The 16,980-nt window shown below is 65.4% G+C and carries 15 protein-coding genes and 2 pseudogenes; 2 read left to right on the plus strand and 15 right to left on the minus strand.

The features are described 5' to 3' along the window. Nucleotides 1-249 precede the first annotated feature (249 nt). The 6 genes and pseudogenes from QK291_RS02715 to QK291_RS02740 form a co-directional block, all read right to left on the minus strand. The gene (locus QK291_RS02715) at nt 250-1,335 is read right to left on the minus strand and encodes a hypothetical protein (RefSeq protein WP_282378970.1); all 1,086 of its coding nucleotides are present in this window, start codon (nt 1,333-1,335) and stop codon (nt 250-252) included. Nucleotides 1,336-2,906: 1,571 nt separating this feature from the next. Continuing rightward, nucleotides 2,907-3,134 carry an MFS transporter gene (locus tag QK291_RS02720; RefSeq protein WP_348994552.1) on the minus strand — a complete coding sequence of 76 codons (228 nt, stop codon included), beginning with the start codon at nt 3,132-3,134 and terminating at the stop codon, nt 2,907-2,909. 331 nt (nt 3,135-3,465) lie between these two features. After that, nucleotides 3,466-4,155 carry an ATP-grasp domain-containing protein gene (locus QK291_RS02725; protein ID WP_282378971.1) on the minus strand — a complete coding sequence of 230 codons (690 nt, stop codon included), beginning with the start codon at nt 4,153-4,155 and terminating at the stop codon, nt 3,466-3,468. Beyond that, nucleotides 4,152-4,475 (minus strand): hypothetical protein, encoded by a 324-nt coding sequence (locus QK291_RS02730; RefSeq protein WP_282378972.1) that lies wholly within the window; start codon nt 4,473-4,475, stop codon nt 4,152-4,154. Before QK291_RS02730 ends, QK291_RS02725 begins: the two co-directional genes overlap by 4 nt. Before the next feature lie 241 nt (nt 4,476-4,716). Continuing rightward, a pseudogene (locus tag QK291_RS02735) lies at nt 4,717-4,850 on the minus strand (IS3 family transposase); the annotation flags it as partial. A 92-nt stretch (nt 4,851-4,942) separates the two neighbouring features. Beyond that, entirely contained in the window at nt 4,943-5,626 is a 684-nt protein-coding gene (locus QK291_RS02740) for a DedA family protein (protein WP_282378973.1), read from the minus strand. Nucleotides 5,627-6,189: 563 nt separating this feature from the next. Here QK291_RS02740 and QK291_RS02745 point away from each other — a divergent pair. After that, nucleotides 6,190-6,390, plus strand: a complete 201-nt coding sequence (locus QK291_RS02745) for a hypothetical protein (RefSeq protein WP_282378974.1) — start codon at nt 6,190-6,192, stop codon at nt 6,388-6,390. Nucleotides 6,391-6,774: 384 nt separating this feature from the next. On the opposite strand, the gene QK291_RS02750 is transcribed toward QK291_RS02745, so the two are convergent. The 4 genes from QK291_RS02750 to QK291_RS02765 all read right to left on the minus strand — a co-directional run bounded on the left by QK291_RS02750 (nt 6,775) and on the right by QK291_RS02765 (nt 9,926). Beyond that, nucleotides 6,775-7,437: a GAP family protein gene (locus tag QK291_RS02750; protein WP_282378975.1), complete on the minus strand. Its 663-nt coding sequence runs from the start codon at nt 7,435-7,437 to the stop codon at nt 6,775-6,777. A 39-nt stretch (nt 7,438-7,476) separates the two neighbouring features. Further along, nucleotides 7,477-8,631, minus strand: a complete 1,155-nt coding sequence (locus QK291_RS02755; protein ID WP_282378976.1) for an AI-2E family transporter — start codon at nt 8,629-8,631, stop codon at nt 7,477-7,479. A 206-nt stretch (nt 8,632-8,837) separates the two neighbouring features. Next, on the minus strand, nt 8,838-9,197 hold the full coding sequence (locus tag QK291_RS02760; RefSeq protein ID WP_348994548.1) for a trehalase-like domain-containing protein: 360 nt from the start codon (nt 9,195-9,197) through the stop codon (nt 8,838-8,840). Nucleotides 9,198-9,398: 201 nt separating this feature from the next. Next, entirely contained in the window at nt 9,399-9,926 is a 528-nt protein-coding gene (locus QK291_RS02765) for a DUF427 domain-containing protein (RefSeq protein WP_282378977.1), read from the minus strand. Between the two features lie 182 nt (nt 9,927-10,108). Between QK291_RS02765 and QK291_RS02770 the strand changes: the two genes are divergently transcribed. Continuing rightward, nucleotides 10,109-10,756 (plus strand): SRPBCC family protein, encoded by a 648-nt coding sequence (locus QK291_RS02770; protein ID WP_282378978.1) that lies wholly within the window; start codon nt 10,109-10,111, stop codon nt 10,754-10,756. A 57-nt stretch (nt 10,757-10,813) separates the two neighbouring features. On the opposite strand, the gene QK291_RS02775 is transcribed toward QK291_RS02770, so the two are convergent. The 5 genes and pseudogenes from QK291_RS02775 to QK291_RS02795 all read right to left on the minus strand — a co-directional run bounded on the left by QK291_RS02775 (nt 10,814) and on the right by QK291_RS02795 (nt 16,969). Next, a complete protein-coding gene (locus QK291_RS02775) occupies nt 10,814-11,584 on the minus strand; it encodes an alpha/beta hydrolase (protein ID WP_282378979.1) in 771 nt (256 codons plus the stop codon). Nucleotides 11,585-11,685: 101 nt separating this feature from the next. Further along, nucleotides 11,686-12,929: pseudogene (ligD, locus tag QK291_RS02780) on the minus strand (non-homologous end-joining DNA ligase). 101 nt (nt 12,930-13,030) lie between these two features. Further along, entirely contained in the window at nt 13,031-14,197 is a 1,167-nt protein-coding gene (locus QK291_RS02785) for a cytochrome P450 (protein ID WP_282378981.1), read from the minus strand. Nucleotides 14,198-14,357: 160 nt separating this feature from the next. Continuing rightward, a complete protein-coding gene (locus QK291_RS02790) occupies nt 14,358-14,786 on the minus strand; it encodes a heme-binding protein (protein WP_282378982.1) in 429 nt (142 codons plus the stop codon). Then, nucleotides 14,783-16,969, minus strand: coding sequence for a malate synthase G (locus QK291_RS02795; RefSeq protein ID WP_282378984.1), 2,187 nt, complete (start codon nt 16,967-16,969; stop codon nt 14,783-14,785). The genes QK291_RS02790 and QK291_RS02795 overlap by 4 nt, the downstream gene beginning before the upstream one ends. Nucleotides 16,970-16,980 lie beyond the last annotated feature (11 nt).

The raw sequence follows: 16,980 nt of genomic DNA on the forward strand, positions 1-16,980 counted from the left end.
TCGCGCTGCAACTCCCGATAATTCGGAGGTGTTGCAACGATCGCTTGAACCCGCCTCAGTGGGCAGTTCCGTGGCCGCCTATGGGCAGTTTTTCATGGCCGCTAACAAGCCAGCAACCAACTGTGTTGCAACGACCCTTAGATTCAAGAAACCAACATGCCGCAGCCGGTCATTTTCAACATGCCGCGTTCAACATGCCGCGCCCGGTCATTTTCAGTCTGCCGTTGCCAGTTGTTCGTTCTCCCGTTATCAGTTGGCCACTGTGAAGGGAATTACGACTACCCCGGAGTTTGTCGAACCCAGCGTATTGTCACGGCACGACGTCCGGAGGTGTAGCTTATGTACTCCATTGGTCAGAGTCCTGGTATCTATCGAGATGGGGGCGGACCCGAAGGGCTCGGGTCCGTATGGACCTGCGGCGTCCCAAAGGACGGTTCCGGGGTTGGACGGAACGGCGTGAAAGTCCGGGTCGATCGAGATGAATGAGTGAGTTGCCGGGCGGGAGCCATCGGGGTGAGTGGTCAGGCCAACTACGGGAGTCCAGATACCTGATACCGGACTGTCTGGAATGGGAACTGACCGGACCGAGGCCTCACAGTACAGGGCGTGGGTGTACCATCCCTTGCCCCGCAGGAACGCATGCCTCGATAGGTCGGACAGAGACTTGCCGTTTTGGATGTTGACTTGCCCGTTGAAGCTGGTTTGCATTTCCTTGCCGGCCGGCTCCGGGACGAACGCGCGAAAACGGACCTCCTGCGTGCCGGAATGGTTGAATGCAGAAATTGGCCGCGAGAACGTCAGCCAGCGCTCACATGTTCCGGTACATACGAAGTCACCCTTGCCGGTTCTGGACGGGCCGGGGCAAGTGAAGTTCGCTGCTGTCGCCCGCAGGTAACACTTCTGAACGGTGGTTTCGGTGTCCGAGGTTTTGAACACCATCGAGACGTAATTGGCCTTGCCCGGGTTGTCGTGGAGGATAACCCGCACATTAACGGTGAGGTTACCCGAACTGATCGTTTCACGTTCAGGGATGCAGGCCCCCATGTGAACATGGCCGGTATTGGTGGTGGAGTTGTTGGCTTGGTCCGTGTCCGGCATCCACCACGCTTGACTTTCCACGAACTGCCGGGTTTCGCTGTACGTCGTGCTATCGGCGGCAGGGGCACCCAGGCAAGGTCCGGCCACAGCTAGAGCAGCACCGGAACTCAGTCCAGACATGAGAGCACTGGTCAACGCAACACCAATTACCAGCCCTAAGAGTCGTCTCATGACCGTCCATCCCTCCACGTACCTGTTTGCGTCTCTTGATTGTTTCTTGCATTGGGGTTCCTTCATGCCCCCGTTCTTTCGGAGTGGGCCATGTGCCAGCATTACGGGCGCGTCGCGGTCGTCAGCCCATGCCCAGCACGATGAAGGCCGGATGCGTTGAGGCCTCGGCTCCTTCCGCAGGCCGGGCCCGGAGGTGCGGCGTATGTCGATTCGGGAGTCTGCGCGCCTACGTTCTGCCAGTTGCCGACGTCCCAGCGCCGAACCGTGACGTGTTCCGATTGGTATTGAGGCCAAATGAGATTTCGCCAGTATATGCCCGGGATACGAGGCAAACCAGTGTGGCAGGGGGTTCCGATACTTCGATATTTGGCTGGTCTACCCGTTCTCATCGAGGGACGACGAAACCGGAGCCGCTCCGTAGCGCGGATGAATCTATCTCTCGGCGAATTTGGTCACTGGCACTGCTGAGCATTTCGGCCAAGGGCCGGGCGCGAACTACAGTGGCCGGAGCCTGAAGGATCCGCGCGGGCCGAGACTGCGGATCGTGGCCCACTCTGCTGCCGCGCTCGTCTCGCACCGCGCAGCCGAGGCCCCTGGGGTGCCGCGGCCGACGACGGGACAGCGCTCGGCGACGTTGCCGGGCTTGCTGACATCGTCCGCCGGCGCGGGACGCGCTACGGGCTTGAGCACTTCGGTGTCGACCTCGGGAAGACGCCGAGCGGCTGCTCAGTCATCGAGATCAGCTGCTTCCCGGTGACGCGGGCGCCCCCGACGGGGCGCGCGGATCTCCGGCTTCATCCTCGAACGCGCGAGAGCTTCCTGACCCCGTACGGTCCCCGATGGCTGGGTCTACCTGTACGCGTGCCTCTTCCGGGCGTTTGGAACCGGTGGTGAAGCGCGACGGTATAGAGCTCGGTCAGGACAGCGAGGGCTATGCGAACGCCGAGGACTGCGGGGATGCCCACATGGTCCAGACGAGGCCGGCGAGGACGCGGCCTGTTGCTTCGCCGAGGTCTTCCGCTGCGCTGAGTCGGGATAGCGTCGAGGCGCGGCGGTGTGGGTGTTGTTCTGCGGCCTCGGCCATCATCGCGCCCCAGGCTGGCCGGAAGGCGGCCTTGCCGACGTCGTCGGCGGCCCTTGCCGACGAGGAATCCGGCGAAGGTGGGGGACACCAGCCAGATGCAGGAGGAGGCGATGCTGCCCAGAGCGCGCATTCCCAGGGCCAGCCGGGTGTTTCCGCGGTCGGCGAGCCATCCCCACAGCGGCCCGGACAGAGAGATGGCGGCGGTGACAAGGTAGATGCCACCGGCGGCGGCCGCGGGCACTCCGGCGTATTCGACCGCGAAGACCGGCAGGAGGCTGGTCATGAGGTCGGCGGTACCGGCGGCGAGGAACCCGAAACCAGCCAGGGGTGTAAGCCGACGCCACGAGCCCTGTGGGGCGGTGGAGGGGGACTCGGAGGCGTGGCAGAGGCCGGCCATTGCCGGCCCGCGCAGGCGCCACAGGATTAGCAGGAGTGGCAGCACCGATATGGCGGCAGCTGTGACAAACACCCACGCGTACACGCCGACCAGGACGGTGATCAGCACACCGGCGGTGAACCGCCCGGCGGCGCCGGCGACCGTCTTGGCGGTTTGTTACCACGCGAATCGCCGCGCGACTGCCTGTTTGCCGCCGAGGCCGGACAGCACCGACGCGGCGGCAGGGTCGCGCAAGGCGATGGCGACACCGTGCACACTGCGCACGGCGAACAGCTGCCACGGCGAGGAGCTAACCACCAGCAAGAGTATGGCGACGGACCGCAGCGCCACGGCGATGATGTAGGCGCGGCGGACGCCCATGCGGTCGACCAGTGGTCCGACCAGCGGTTACAGCGCGATCGCGACAGCGAGATTGGTCGAGAGCAGTAGGCCGATGGCGGCCAGAGACATGCCCAGAGAGCTCGCGTAAAGGGGGAGCGCGAAGCTGACGATGCCGAATGCGAGGCGTGAGCCAAACCCTTCAGTAATCACGGTACCCAGCGGCGTGGTGAGTGGTGGCCGACGTTCGTATGTATTCGCCCGGGGCTCATCAGGCCAGATCCGCCCCCAACCCGATCTCGGTTTGCTCGTGTATCACCGAGGCGATCTGGGCCGCAACTTGGTCATGGCAGCCCTTGTAGCCGGGGAAGTAGTTGACGTCAACCACCACGGGGCCTTAGAGGCTCTCGATGACGTCGACCCCGAACAAGTCGAGGCTGAAGGCTGTCCGCACCTTTCTGGCGAGGTCGTTGATGGCGTCCGTGACCGGTACTGGGCGGCCATACCGTGTGAAGGAATCGGCGGCAAAGCGCTTGCGCACGGCGTGGACGTGGCTGCCGGCGACATAGACCTTCAGGTCTTCCCCCGGACCAGGCACGACGCGCTGCACTATGACCGTCTCCGGAGTGGGCGGCAGGGACCGCAAGTGGGCGGCGCTGTGGACGATGTGGACACCGATGCCGCGGTGCCCGCTGTGCGGCCTCACGATAACTGGCCCTTCCTCGAGCAGGGGTGCTGCCAGGGCCAGGTCCCCGGTCAGCCAGGTCTCAGGCGCCATCACTCCCGCCCTCCGCAGCGCCTGGGAAGCGTGGACCTTATCCTGGGCGCGCAGGCACGCCGGATATGCGTTCAGGATCGGCAGGCCTTGGTCGTGGAGCATACCCGCGAGGCTGAGGGCGAGTTCGGTGTGGGACTTCAGCAGATATAGGTCGGCATCCGGAAGGAACCGATCGGTGCGAAGCAGCCGGGCCTCGGGGATCCACCCGTCGGCGACGTGACCTGCAGCAGCGAGCAGGCGCGAGACCTTTTCGACAACCGGACTGGGCACATCCGGTACCCGTTGGGCGAGCAGGAAGGTGATCCTCATGAGCCGACCGCCCGCCGGGCGACGGCCGGGCCGGCGTCCTTGGCCTCGACGGCGGACGTGGTGGTGGCGGCAGCCTTGGCGTAGATATATTCGGCCAGCCGCAGCGCCCCGTCGGGTACACCCTTGAACCCAGGAAACGGGTTGACGTCGACGACATACGGTTGGCCTCGGCTGATGACGATGTCCAGACCGAACAGGTCGGTGCCGATGGCTTCGCTGACCGCGCGGGCAATGTCATGCACTTCCGGAGTCAAGGTGAACTGTTCTCCCTGCTTCTGCTCATACGTTCTGGCTGGCCACTGTCGTTTGATGCCGAACATCTGACCACCGATGCAATAAAGCTTTCGGTCCTTGCCCTGTCGTGGCAGGTACCGGGTGGATCTGGTTGCCCAGGCTCGAAGCCTTCGGGAACCTCAACGCGGGGCGTCTCACCCGGCGGAGAAGGCTCTGCTGCTGCTGCCCCAGGCTCTATGTGTGCCGACATCGTTGTCCACGGCGGCCTGCGCTGCCAATGGGATTTCGGGCAGCGATTTAGTGGATTCTTCTACGCTGCCAGGGCTGGCTGTTGCAAAACCCCTCGATATGGCGAATAACGTCGAGACGGGCTTGTGATTTAGTCGCGTAAACGGTCCGATAAAAGGCGCGTGTTTTTTCAGGGCTGAGAAGAACGATTCGACCATGCTGTTGTCTCCGCATCGGAGGAAGACCCGCATCCGGGCGCAGCAGGGGCCGGACATCCAAGTGTCGGGCCGGGGTTGATCTCCGGCGGAACAACTGGGCCCAGGCTTCATTCGGCGCCGGGCACGCCGTCCCCTGTCCCTTCCACTGACCTGAGCTTCCGGCGTCTGCGCCGTCGCCGGACGATCACCAGGCCCAGCACGACGATGGGGACCAGCACCCAGCCGCCGATGTCGAGAGCATCACCGATGGCCCGGGCCAGCGCCCCGGCCAGATAGGCGAGCACGCTGAGGCTCGCTACCCAGGCAATGGACCCCGTAATGGTCCACAGCAGGAATGTGGGCCACGGCATCTTGGCAGCCCCCGCGGCAATGGCGCCCCAGAGCCGGACGACAATGACCCAGCGGCCGAAGAACAAGGCTGAGCCGCCGTGCCGATCGAAGAAGGACTCCAGCTGGGCGATGCGGTTCTCGTCGGCGTGGAAGCGCTGTGCAAGTTTCAGCATCAACGGGCGGCCCCCCACCCGCCCCAGTACATAGCCAATGGTGCTCCCGAGCATGGCGCCCAGGCTGCCGACCGCGATAACGGCAGTAAGGTTCAGATCTCCGTGGCGCGCCGAGGCGTAGGCCCCAAGCAATACGGCCACGGCGGGAAGCGGTACACCGGCGCACTGGGCCAGCACAATCACGAAGACGCCGAAGTAGTACCCCCATTCGTCCGCGACGCCTGCTTCCGCGGCGACGAAGCCTGCCAAGCCCAGCGCCACGAGACGGAGGGCAGCTAATCCGGTCATCGCTCACACCTCACTCCGCTGCCACGCCGTGGTTCGAAACGACGGTCCCCGCGCTGGCCAAGGTTGTTCTCCAGTCGTGCCGCGCGACGGGGATGGCCCCGGTATACCCTGATGGCCCGGGCCGCGTCAAGAGCACGCGGCGGCCACAGCGGGCAGTGACACGGCCCGGACAGCCGCCCCGCCGGCGCCGCCGGACTGCCGGAACAGGACCGCAAGCCCTCCCCGGTGCGCGAGGTCACCCGGCGCGGATGAGGTGCCGCACTGCACCCGGGGCGCAGGATGGAGCCGGGGCGATCCGTCGGATCTCGATTGGCAGACCGCTCCTGGCCGTCAGGAAAATCAACGGAATGGGTTCTGGCTTCACGACACGACTGCGCCGGCCATGAGGCCGATGGCAGAGCATTCAACGGAAAGCGGTCGGCACGAAGAGTACTGCCCATCATCCTGTCGCTTCAATTGGCTGGACCGGTTGGGTCACTTTCGCCGGAGTCATTCTGATCATCAACGGCGTGTTCAGCGGCCTTCAAGGTCTCGTCGCGCTCACCGGGCCCGACACCTATTATTTGTCGACCCCTGGCGCGCTCTTCATCTTCGATGCCAAGGGGTGGGGCTGGTGGAATGTGGCCCTCGGGGCTTCCCTGATCCTCACCGCCGTCGCGCTCTTCTCCGGTGCAACGTGGGCCCGAGTCGTCGCTGTCGTCGTTGCGGGCCTCAGCGCGGTCGTTCAACTGATGCTCATTCCGGCCCAGCCATGGTGTCCCTGATCGTCATCGCCGTCGACGTGCTGATCATCTACGCGCTCATCGCCCACGGCGACGAGCTGCGGACCGGCGAAACGCCGTCGAACGTCGACTCCTGAAACGGAACGCAGCGGGTTTCCTCTCAAACCAGCTCTCGGAAACTCCTCGCCGACCAGCCGGTAGGGATCCATGCCGAAATCGTCCGCACTTGAACGGACCACGGCCCCTGGCTCTGCAGGACAGGCTCCTCGTTTCGATCCTCGTCACGTCGAGGGTCCCCTGATCTCCTTCCGCAGGGTGCGGAGTCCCGGAGTCCCGGTCCCAAGCCCTCCGGCGCCGGCGAAGGCTCGATCCCGGGATGAGCCTCGCGGCGGCCGGGACCGGACCCGATCTCCGCGACGTCCCCGGTCAGCGCTGAAAGAGGCTGTAGCCGAGAAGGAATAGCCCGATCACCAGCGTGCCGATCGCCGCGATCCTGCGGCCGTTGCGCTGCAACCAGTTGTAGAGGGTGGTCAATGGTACTTGGGCGCGCTCCGGAGAGCGCAGCCAGACCGCGACAGGAACGACGACGGCGGACTGGGCCACGGCGGCGTAGGCGAGGACCAGCAGGCTACTTGGCAGTGGCGGCAGTGCCCGGACGCCAATCACGGCACCTGCCGTGACCGCCAGGAGGATCGCCTTGGGACGCAGGTTCAAGCCGAGGCCGAGGAGCACGAATTCCCAGGGCCGGGCGGCTTGGAACCTCAACTTCATTTTGTCCAGCATGGCGTTATCCCGCCGGTCCCTGCCCACGAAGAGGTAGATGGAGTAGCCAATAAGCATTGCACCGATCACGAGACCAAACTGTGCCACCACTTCATCCTTCAGGCGCGGCCTGACGGGCAATAACTGCAGACCCACCGCCGCTAGGCCCACGAACACAATTGAACCTGCGAGGCTGCCGATCAGGAAGGGAAGGGCGCCGCGGCGTGGACTGGGGGAGAGCAGAATCATGATCGTTACACTGACGGGCACTGTACTTATCGCCCCGGCGAGGGCGAAGAGCATCAGGCTGGTGAGGGTGCTCAGCATGCGGCTCTCACTTGCCCCGGACAGCCCGCCGACGGCACGTCATGCCTTCGTGTCACTGCCCGTGTCCGAGCGGCCCGGCCGCGGCCGGCCGCGGCGGGCGCGGATCGCATCGTCTTCCTGCCTGAGAAGCAGTTTCACGTCCTTCTGGTCTCCCGTCAACGCTCGCCACCATGAGAGGGACGGGTCGGCATCGAGCAGGATCGTGCGCACGAAGAGTGTCAGGGGGACGGCGAGGATGGCGCCGACGGGACCCAGAACCACGGTCCAGAACAGGACCGATACGAAGGTCAGAGTCTCACTAAGCGAGACAGCACTGCCCACGTACTTGGGCTGAATGATCGACTGGATCACGGCGTTGATCCCGCCGTAGATGATGATGATGGCCCAGACGGTCGGCCAGCCCCCGGCGAGGAATCCAAAGAACAGCGGCGGGACGATCGCGATGAAGTAACCAATGTTGGGGATGAAGCTGCAGATGAAAGACAGCAATCCCCAGAGCAGGGCGCCGGGGACCTGCAGGATGACCAGGATCAGCCAGTTGAACAGGCCCTGGGCGATCCCGAGGACCGTGGTGGCGACCAAATAGCGACGTACTCCGGTTCCAAAGCCGATGAACGCGGAGACCAATGCCGGCCGGTGGTGGTTCAAATGGGTCAGGATCGCGGGTACACGCGATCCGTCGACGGCCATGAGGATCAGCATGGTCAGGATGATCACGAGGCTTCCCAACAGGCTCGCTATGTTCCCCAGCAGACCGCCGAGGAACGCGATGATGCGGTCCGGAGTGAACCCATTCAGAACCTCTTGGGCTTGTTCCGGGCCGAAACCTAACGACTCCAGTGTCGCGGCGATGTTCGCGCCGAGCTGGGACATTTGGGGCGCGTATTGCGGCAGCAGTGCGGAGAACTGGGCGAGGGAGCCAACGAAGACTGCGGCGAAGGCAACCAGCAACCCGAAGACGGCCGCTATCGTGGTCCCCGTGGCTATACCCCGCGAAATTCCGCGCGCCTGCATCCAGCGTCGAATGGGATGAACACAGAGGGTGAGCACGAACGCAAGAAATACCGGGGTGACGATTCCCCTTACCGCTCCTAGGCCGAAAGCCACGACGGTTGCGCCAGCCAAGGCGAGCAAAATTGCGGCGGTGCGGGGGAGGGCTGGGCGTAGGTCGGACTCCGATGATGCCGGCTCCATTGTGCCCTCCTTGGTTCAGTCTGGCCCTATTTCAGGGGTGCGGAGGCGTGATGAGGAGTGGGGTTCGCCGCCTGCGCGCCGTCCCATGATCGTTTCCCATCGGTGTCAAACCCGGGCTGGGTCTGTGAGTCGGGTGTCATGGGAGCCTCCTCGGCCGGTGGTGCCCGGCGCGGCGAGTCTTTTCTGCGCCGTCGTCCAGGCATTCATTAAGTGTGATGGCGGCATCTATGAGCGCGAGGTGCGTGAACGCCTGCGCAAAGTCGCCGATCTGTGGCAAAGGCCTCACCCCTCGGACGCGTGCTGAAGTGACCGCCGCGCCGCTGGTCCAGCAGCGAGACGAAGATGCTGGGGGAGTCGAGGCGTGGACTGCAGAACCAGTCAAGCGTGCCGTCTGCTCCTGATCCGCTCAAATCCTCAGGTACAACTAGTGTTTGCTCCGCCCGGCACGGGCGCCTCACCCCCGGGGGGTGATCCTGGGCCCTTCGCCGCTGTAACAGTTGAATCGCCCAAAACAGGATCTCGGCCGGCTGACGTCTGCGGTCGGCACTGTGAGTACTGCCCATCATCCTGTCGCGTCAACTGGCTGGACCGGTTGGGTCACTTTCGCCGGAGTCATTCTGATCATCAACGGCGTGTTCAGCGGCCTTCAAGGTCTCGTCGCTCTCACCGGGCCCGACACCTAATATTTGTCGACCCCTGGCGCGCTCTTCATCTTCGATGCGAAGGGGTGGGGCTGGACCGGGTCGTCGCTGCAAAGGGTGCTGTGCTCACCACCCGGCGGTCCCCGGCCCGCCCTTGAACGGACCAACGACCTGCGTGGTGATCCAGCCGCCGTAGAAGTCACCTTCCTGGGAGGTCACGTGCTCGCCGTTGACCTCGCAGGAGTCCATCCGACCCGGGTAGAGGGCCACCCGGGTACTGAGCGACTCGAACCCCCGGGTTGGTTCCGGGTAGGTCCACCCGGCACGGGGAACAACGACTCCGCCGGCAACGACGTCGAAGTAGTGCGCTTCCCCCTTGAACTCACAGAAGCTGGTGCCCCCGACCGGGACGAGCACACCGGCAGGGAATGATTCCAATGGCAAGTAGTAGACAGGCGGATGACTCGTCTCCAGGACGCGCACTGCATCGGTGGTGTCGGCAATCACCTGACCGCCAAGCCGCACGATAACCCGTTCGGATCGTGGCTCGACCCGTGGCGGCCGCGGGTAGTCCCACACCGATTCCTGACCGGCCTCGGGTTTGATGGGCTGGGGGCGTCGGAAGAAGCCGGAAAAACCTTGAACAGAAGTCATGTCCCCATGATCTCATTCTCTGCTGGGATACCACCGGGGACGCAGGGGAGGTCTCGGCTGGCTGAGGTGGCGGGGAGGGGTCACGTTGGTTGCCCCGGCCGGGGTCAGCCCCGGCAATGCAACAAGGGGTAAGCGGGACCGGGGCGAATGGCCCGTGACCGCGAACTCGGTGGTCTTCAGGATTGGCAGATGACGAAGCGACAACACATGAAAAAGCCTTACCGCCCAGCCGCAGTGTTCGCTGGGCTGGTGGCATCGGGTTTCCTGTTCCGGCGCTTTCAATTGCGGTGGGGTGCCACCCCGCCGAAGCCGGCGGCGGGCTTCCGGGCGACCACTTCCTGTCCGCTGCCGGTCTGCAGTCAACGCGGGCGATCACCATCGAGGCTCCGGCGGGTGCAGTGTGGCCCTGGTTGGCGCAGATGGGCCAGGGACGCGGCGGACTCTACAGCTACGACTTCCTTGAGAACCTGGCCGGCTTGGATATCCACAGTGCTGACCGAATCCATCCGGAGTGGCAGGACATCAAGGTCGGCGACCGATTTCACCTGGCACCGGCTGCTTCCGCAGACCTGGAAGTGGGGTTGGTGGCGCCGGGCAACGCCGTCGTGCTGCGCGTTCCTCCCGGTTCCAGTTCCGGCCCGTTCGATTTTTCCTGGGCATTTGTCCTGCGGCCACAGTCCGACGGCACCACCCGGCTGCTGGTGCGGGAGCGCTATGCCAACCGGCAGTGGTGGGCCCGGTGCCTGGTCGAGGCGGTGGAGGTTGCCAGTTTCATCATGTCCCGGCGGATGCTCCACGGTATCCGGTGCCGCGCAGAGGGCAACGGTTAGCAGCGTTCCTTGAGCCTCCGGGCGAAGGGCCGTCACCGGTCGTCCGGGCGGGCCCGGTCAAGCCCGGTCAAGCCAATCTCTGAGCAACGCCGCGCGGAGGTCAGGCCGCTCGTGCATGAGTGCATGGCCCCCGCCGTCTGCTACTGCCAGAGTGGCGTGCGGGTAGCGCTCGGGTAAGTCCAGAGCGTCGGTGTAACCAACGACCGAATCGCGTCGTCCGGCCGCAATCAGGGTCTGCGCCGGGAAGGTGCCCGGTCCGACGTCGACCATCCATCCGGCGAAGATCCGGCCCAGCCCAGGAGCATCGACGAGCCTGGAGCCCGGCACGATATGGCTGCGGTAGCGGCGGGCGGTGGCCGGTGTGCGCACGACGAAGTATTCCTCGAAACCTTGCCGCTGCCCAGGTTCGAGTTCGTAGTGGGCATCAGCGTCCTGAAAAACCACCTGGTGGTCGGGCACATTTTGTGCGCGCTCGGCGACGGGGCATAGCAAAGCCAGGGCGCGCACGGTGTCTGGCCGCTGCGCGGCCACGCCGCGCGCAAGATATGCGCCGTAGGAATGCCCACGGAGCATCACCGGTCCGGCCTCCAGTCGATCGATGAAGTCAGCGATGAGCGCGACCACGTCGTCGTTGCAGGCCAGGTCCCCGGTTGTGGAGCGGCCCATTCCTGGCAGGTCCGGGTAGATCCGCCGGTAACCCGGACCGGGGACCACGGCCTCGATCGCCGCCTCTATTTCGCGGTGATCAACACCGGCGCAGTGAAGCGCCAGAAACGGCACGCCGCTACCGTGCTCGACGCAATGAATCAGGACGCCATTGAGACGCAATGAATCAGGACGCCATTGATCCGTCGCTCCATGTCAACATCGTATTGACCGAACCGTGGAAACAACACCGCCCAGCCATGTGGCCTCCCGGGGCCGCCGTGTCAGGGCCCAGGCCGCCCCGGCCACTCTTTGCCCGCCCACGGGTCGTAGTCGGCGATGAGTTCCTCCTGTGGCGGGCGCTCCTTCTCGGCGACGTGCTGCAGGTTCACCCGCACCCGGTACCAGAGCGAACTCGATCCCCGCATCCCGTCGACGAGTATATCGGCGGGATGCAGGGCCGGGACGAGGTCCGCATGCCGGGCCTTCCATTCATCGAGCGCCGTGAGCGCCTCGGCCTTGGTCTTGGTTCGTGCCACTTCGATCAGCGGCATCACCGACTGCCGGCGGCCCGAGCCGTCGCCGCTCCGCGGCGGTTTCTCGGCAGGACCGAGTTCGGCAGCCAGGGTGAGGAGCCCGTCGAGGGACCCGACGGCGTCGTCGATGCCTTCGTGGGGGTCGCCCACGACGGCGAAGCGGTCAAGCACCGTGGGCACCGTGAATTGCTCCGGGCGGGTGGAAGCCACCTCGTCCCAGGTGAGCGGTGTCGAGACCCGGGCGTCGGGCAGCGGCCGGATCGAATACGCCGACGCCACGGTGCGGTCCTTTGCGTTCTGGTTGAAGTCGACGAACACACTTTCGCCGCGCTCCTCCTTCCACCACCGCGCGGTGCCAAGGCCAGGGACGCGGTTCTCCACCTCCCGGGCGAGGGTCTCCGCGGCGAGCCGGACGTCGCGGTAGGGCCACAGGGCGCGATGCGCACCAGGATGTGGAGTCCGCGCGACCCGCTCGTCTTCGGCCATCCCACCAGCCCGACGTCGTCGAGCACCTGCCGCGCGACGTAGGCGACGTCGACGATCTGGGACCAGTCGACCCCCGGCATCGGATCCAGGTCGACCCGGAGCTCGTCGGGGTGCTCCAGGTCCTCGGCGCGCACGGGGTGCGGGTTCAGGTCCAGGCAGCCAAGATTCACAACCCACGCCAGGCCCGCAGCATCCCGGATCACGGCCTCCTCGGCCGACGTCCCCGACGCGTAGTGCAGCGTCGCTGTGTGGATGAAGCCGGGGTGGTTGTCCGGCACGCGCTTCTGGAAAAACGGCTCGGCGCCAATCCCCTTCGGGAAGCGCTTGAGCACCATTGGCCGCCCGCCGGCGCCCCGCAGGGCACCCTCCGCGACGGCCAGGTAGTAGCGAACCACGTCGAGTTTGGTCAGCCCGGGCTCGGGGAACACCACCTTGTCCGGACTCGGGATGCGAACCTCCATGCCGGCAATGTTGAGGACCTCGGCGGGGGCCTTGGACGGGTTCATTCCGCCACGTTAGCAATGATCGGATGTCCCAACCAGGCCCGCTGCACGGCAAGCGGATTGACCCGAAGGGCCGCCGCCTGCCGGGCACGACGGGTCTGCACTCAGGCTGCGTCCCAGCGGACCGGGAGCGTCTTCACCCCGTAGACGATGGTGCTGTCCATCCGTTCAAGGTGTGCTCCCGGGGCGAGGGTCAGGCCGGGCAGCCGGGTGAGGATGGCCTCCAGCGCGATCCGTGCTTCCAGTCGGGCCTGCGGGGCACCGAGGCAGAAGTGAACGCCGTGGCCGAACGCCAGATGCCGGATCTGGCCGCGGTCGATGTCGAACCGGTCAGGCCGCTCGAACTGCCGCTCGTCGCGGTTCGCGGAGCCGATCCACGCCACCACCGGGGCGCCGGCCGGAATCTCCGTATCGCCCAGGGTGGTGTCGGCAACGGTGACCCGGTACATGGACTGGACGGGGGACCGAAAGCGGAGCACCTCTTCAATGGCTGGGGGAAGCAGCGATGGTTCCTGTACCAACCGTTCGATGGTGCCGGGCACTTCGGTGAAGCACAGAACAGCGTTGCCGATCAGGTTGGTGGTTGTTTCATTGCCGGCGACGAGCAGCAGGGCGCAGAAGCCCAGCAGCTCGGCCACGTTCAGCTTCTGCCCGTCAATCTCGGCGGCGAGCAGGTTGCTGATCAGATCGGGACCGGGCCGCCTCCGGCGCTGCTCGATCAGGTCTAGGAAGTACCCGGTCATCTCCACGTTGGCGGTCTGGTGGTCCTCAGTCGCCGCGCCGGTCCGCGTTTGGCTGACGATGACGTCGGACCAGTGCTTGAAGCGGTCGCGGTCAGCGGTAGGGATGCCCATGAGTTCGGAGATCACGATGACCGGCAGCGGGTACGCCAACGCCTGAATCAGGTCGGCTGTTCCGAGTGAAGCGATCCCCGCCAGAAGCTCGTCGGTGAGCTCTGAGATGCGGGGGGCCAGCGCGTCCACAGATTTCGGCGTGAACGCCTGGGTCACCAGGGAGCGCAGCTGCCGGTGCCTCGGGGGATCGGTGGTGATCAGGCTCGACGCGAAAAGATGGCCTGTCTCGGATGGATCGTCGCCGCCCATCCTCGAGGAAAATCTGGCATGTTCGGAGAGCACCCGCTGCACGTCCTCATACCGGAAGACATGCCAGCTTCCGGATTCCTCGTCGTGAAAGACGGGGGCGGATTCCCGCATTCGCTCGTAATGGGGAAAAGGGTCCAGCGGATACTCACTGGCCGGGGCGAAGTCCATGGCTGGCCTCCCTGCTCAGCCCGGCGGTCTATCGGCCCTGATGACCGTCGGGGCGTCGAATTGATGGACCCGTGGAACCCTGAGTTTATTCGACGCCCGCTCCGCCTGTCAGTAGCTAACTGGGCGGCACCACCCCGGGCTTTTGGAACTACCAGGAGCGTCAGTCCACCTGAGCCGTCAGGCCGGCGGCCTCGATCGCGGTCGAGGCCGCCGTCTCGTCATTGTCTGAGCTGTCGCCGCTGATGCCGACGGCACCCATGATCGTGCCGTCTTCGTCGCGTACCAGAACGCCCCCGGGCACCGGGATGAGTCGGCCACCGAGGGCGGCGGCCGCCGCCGCGATGAAGTAGGCCTGCTGCTCGGCGCGTTCCATGATGGCGCGTGAGCCCATCCCCAGGGCCAACGCCCCGTACGCCTTGCCTTGGGCGATCTCGAAGCGGTTATTCGAGGCGCCGTCCTGGCGAGCGGCGGCCAGGACGTGGCCGCCGGCGTCGAGCACGACGACGGTCAGCGGTTTGAAACCGTGCTGCTGGCCCGCCGCGAGGGCGTCGGAAATGATGGACTGTGCGGAAGCCAATGTCATGTTCATGATGCGTTCCTCGCCAGGTTGTGGGTGTTTTTCTGCGCCGCACGGCGCCGGTGCAGGACAGGCTCGGTGTAGCCGGATGGTTGAGCGGCGCCGTCGAGAACCAGTTCGCGGGCCGCGAGGAACGCCTCGGTATCGAACGCCGGGGACATCGGCGTGTAGGCAGGGTCGGAGGCGTTCTGCTCGTCAACGACCGCGGACATTCGCCGCAGTGACGCTTCAACCTCTTCCTTGGTCACGATGCCGTGCAGGAGCCAGTTGGAGATGTGCTGTGAGCTGATGCGGCAGGTGGCGCGGTCCTCCATCAGAGCCGTGCCGTGGATGTCCGGGACCTTGGAGCACCCGACGCCTTCGTTCACCCAGCGAACCACGTATCCCAGCGTGCTCTGGATATTGTTGTCCAGCTCGTTGCGCCGGTCATCGGTGGCCCAGTCGTTGGGGTCACCGACGGGGATGGTGAGTAGTTGCCGCAGGGTCGAGCGGCGCTTCCCGGCGAGTTCGGCCTGCCGGGCATCAATGTCGACCTGGTGATAATGGGTGGCGTGCAGGGTCGCGGCGGTCGGCGAGGGGACCCAAGCGCAGTCGGCACCGGCGAGCGGGTGAGCGCTCTTCTGGGCGAGCATGTCCGCCATGTTGTCCGGAGCCGCCCACATGCCCTTTCCGATCTGGGCCCGACCGCTGAAACCGCACTCCAGTCCGATGTCGACGTTGGCGTCTTCGTAGGCCGCGATCCAGCTGGAGTGACGCATGTTGGCTTTGCGGACCATGGGCCCGGCGAGCATTGAGGTGTGGATCTCGTCGCCGGTGCGGTCCAGGAATCCGGTGTTGATGAACGCGACGCGGTCCCGTGCCTCCCAGATGCACGCCTTCAGGTTGGCAGAGGTGCGGCGCTCCTCGTCCATGATTCCAATCTTCAGGGTTAGCGGTTCGAGGCCCAGTACGGCCTCGGTGCCGGCAAGCAGGGCGCAAGCCACGGCGACCTCAGTCGGACCGTGCATCTTCGGCTTTACGATGTAGACCGACCCGGCCCGCGAGTTGTGACCGGCGTGCGGCCCGCGCAGGTCGTGAACGGAGCCGAGACCCGTGAACAGGGCGTCGAGGATCTCCTCGGGCACCGGAGCGCCCGCAGGGTCGAGTACGGCGTCGCTGGTCATCAGGTGGCCTACCTGACGGATGAGCAGCAGCGAGCGGCCGGGCAGGGTCAGCTCCGATCCGTCGGGTGCAGCGTAGACGCGGTCGGGGTTGAGCCGCCGGGTGGAGGTACGTCCGCCCTTGGCGACTTCGGCGGTCAGGGTGCCCTGCATCAGCTGCAGCCAGTTGCGGTAGCCCGCGACCTTGTCCTCGGCGTCGACCGCGGCCACGGAGTCCTCAAGATCCATAATCGTCGTCGTCGCGGACTCCAGCACAATGTCCTTGACACCGGCCGGGTCGCCCGAGCCGATCGGGTGGCCGCGGTCGATCTGGATCTCCACGTGCAGTCCGTGGTGCACAAGCAGCACGGACTCGGGCTCGTCCGCGGCTCCCCGATAGCCCGCGAGCTGTGTCGGCTCGGCCAGCCCCTTCGGGCCGTCCGGCGTCTCGGCGACGAGGGCGCCGTTGACGATCCGGTAAGCGGTGACATCAGCGTGAGATACGAACGCCAGGGGCGTGTGCTCATCCAGGAACTGCCTCCCGCGTGCAACGACGACGGCGCCGCGGACCGGGTTGTAACCGCTCGTGCGTTCGCGCCCGTCGGCCTCGTCGATGACGTCGGTGCCGTACAGCGCATCGTACAGTGAGCCCCAGCGGGCGTTGGCCGCGTTGGCCGCGAATCGTGCATTCAGCAGCGGGACCACCAACTGGGGACCGGAGACGGTCGCGATCTCGGAGTCAACCCGGTCGGTCGTGATGCTGAAGTCCCCGGGCTCCTCGACCAGGTAGCCGATGGAGCGGAGGAAGTCTTCGTAGTCATCCGGATCCACCGGCGCAGTGCCACGCGAACGGTGGTACTCGTCGATCTGCTGCTGTATCCGGTCACGGATGCCCAGCAGATTCTGTACCCGCGGAGAGAAGTCCGCGATGAGCGCGGCAGCGCCAGCCCAGAATGCCTCCATCTCGATCCCCGTACCCGGAAGTGCTTCGTCCCGGACGAAGGCGTAGAGCTCTTCGGCGACGCTGAGCCCGTTGGTCTCCAAATGATTAGGCATACTGGCCACCC

It is taken from the genome of Arthrobacter sp. AL12 (assembly GCF_029960645.1).
Taxonomy (GTDB): Bacteria; Actinomycetota; Actinomycetes; order Actinomycetales; family Micrococcaceae; genus Arthrobacter.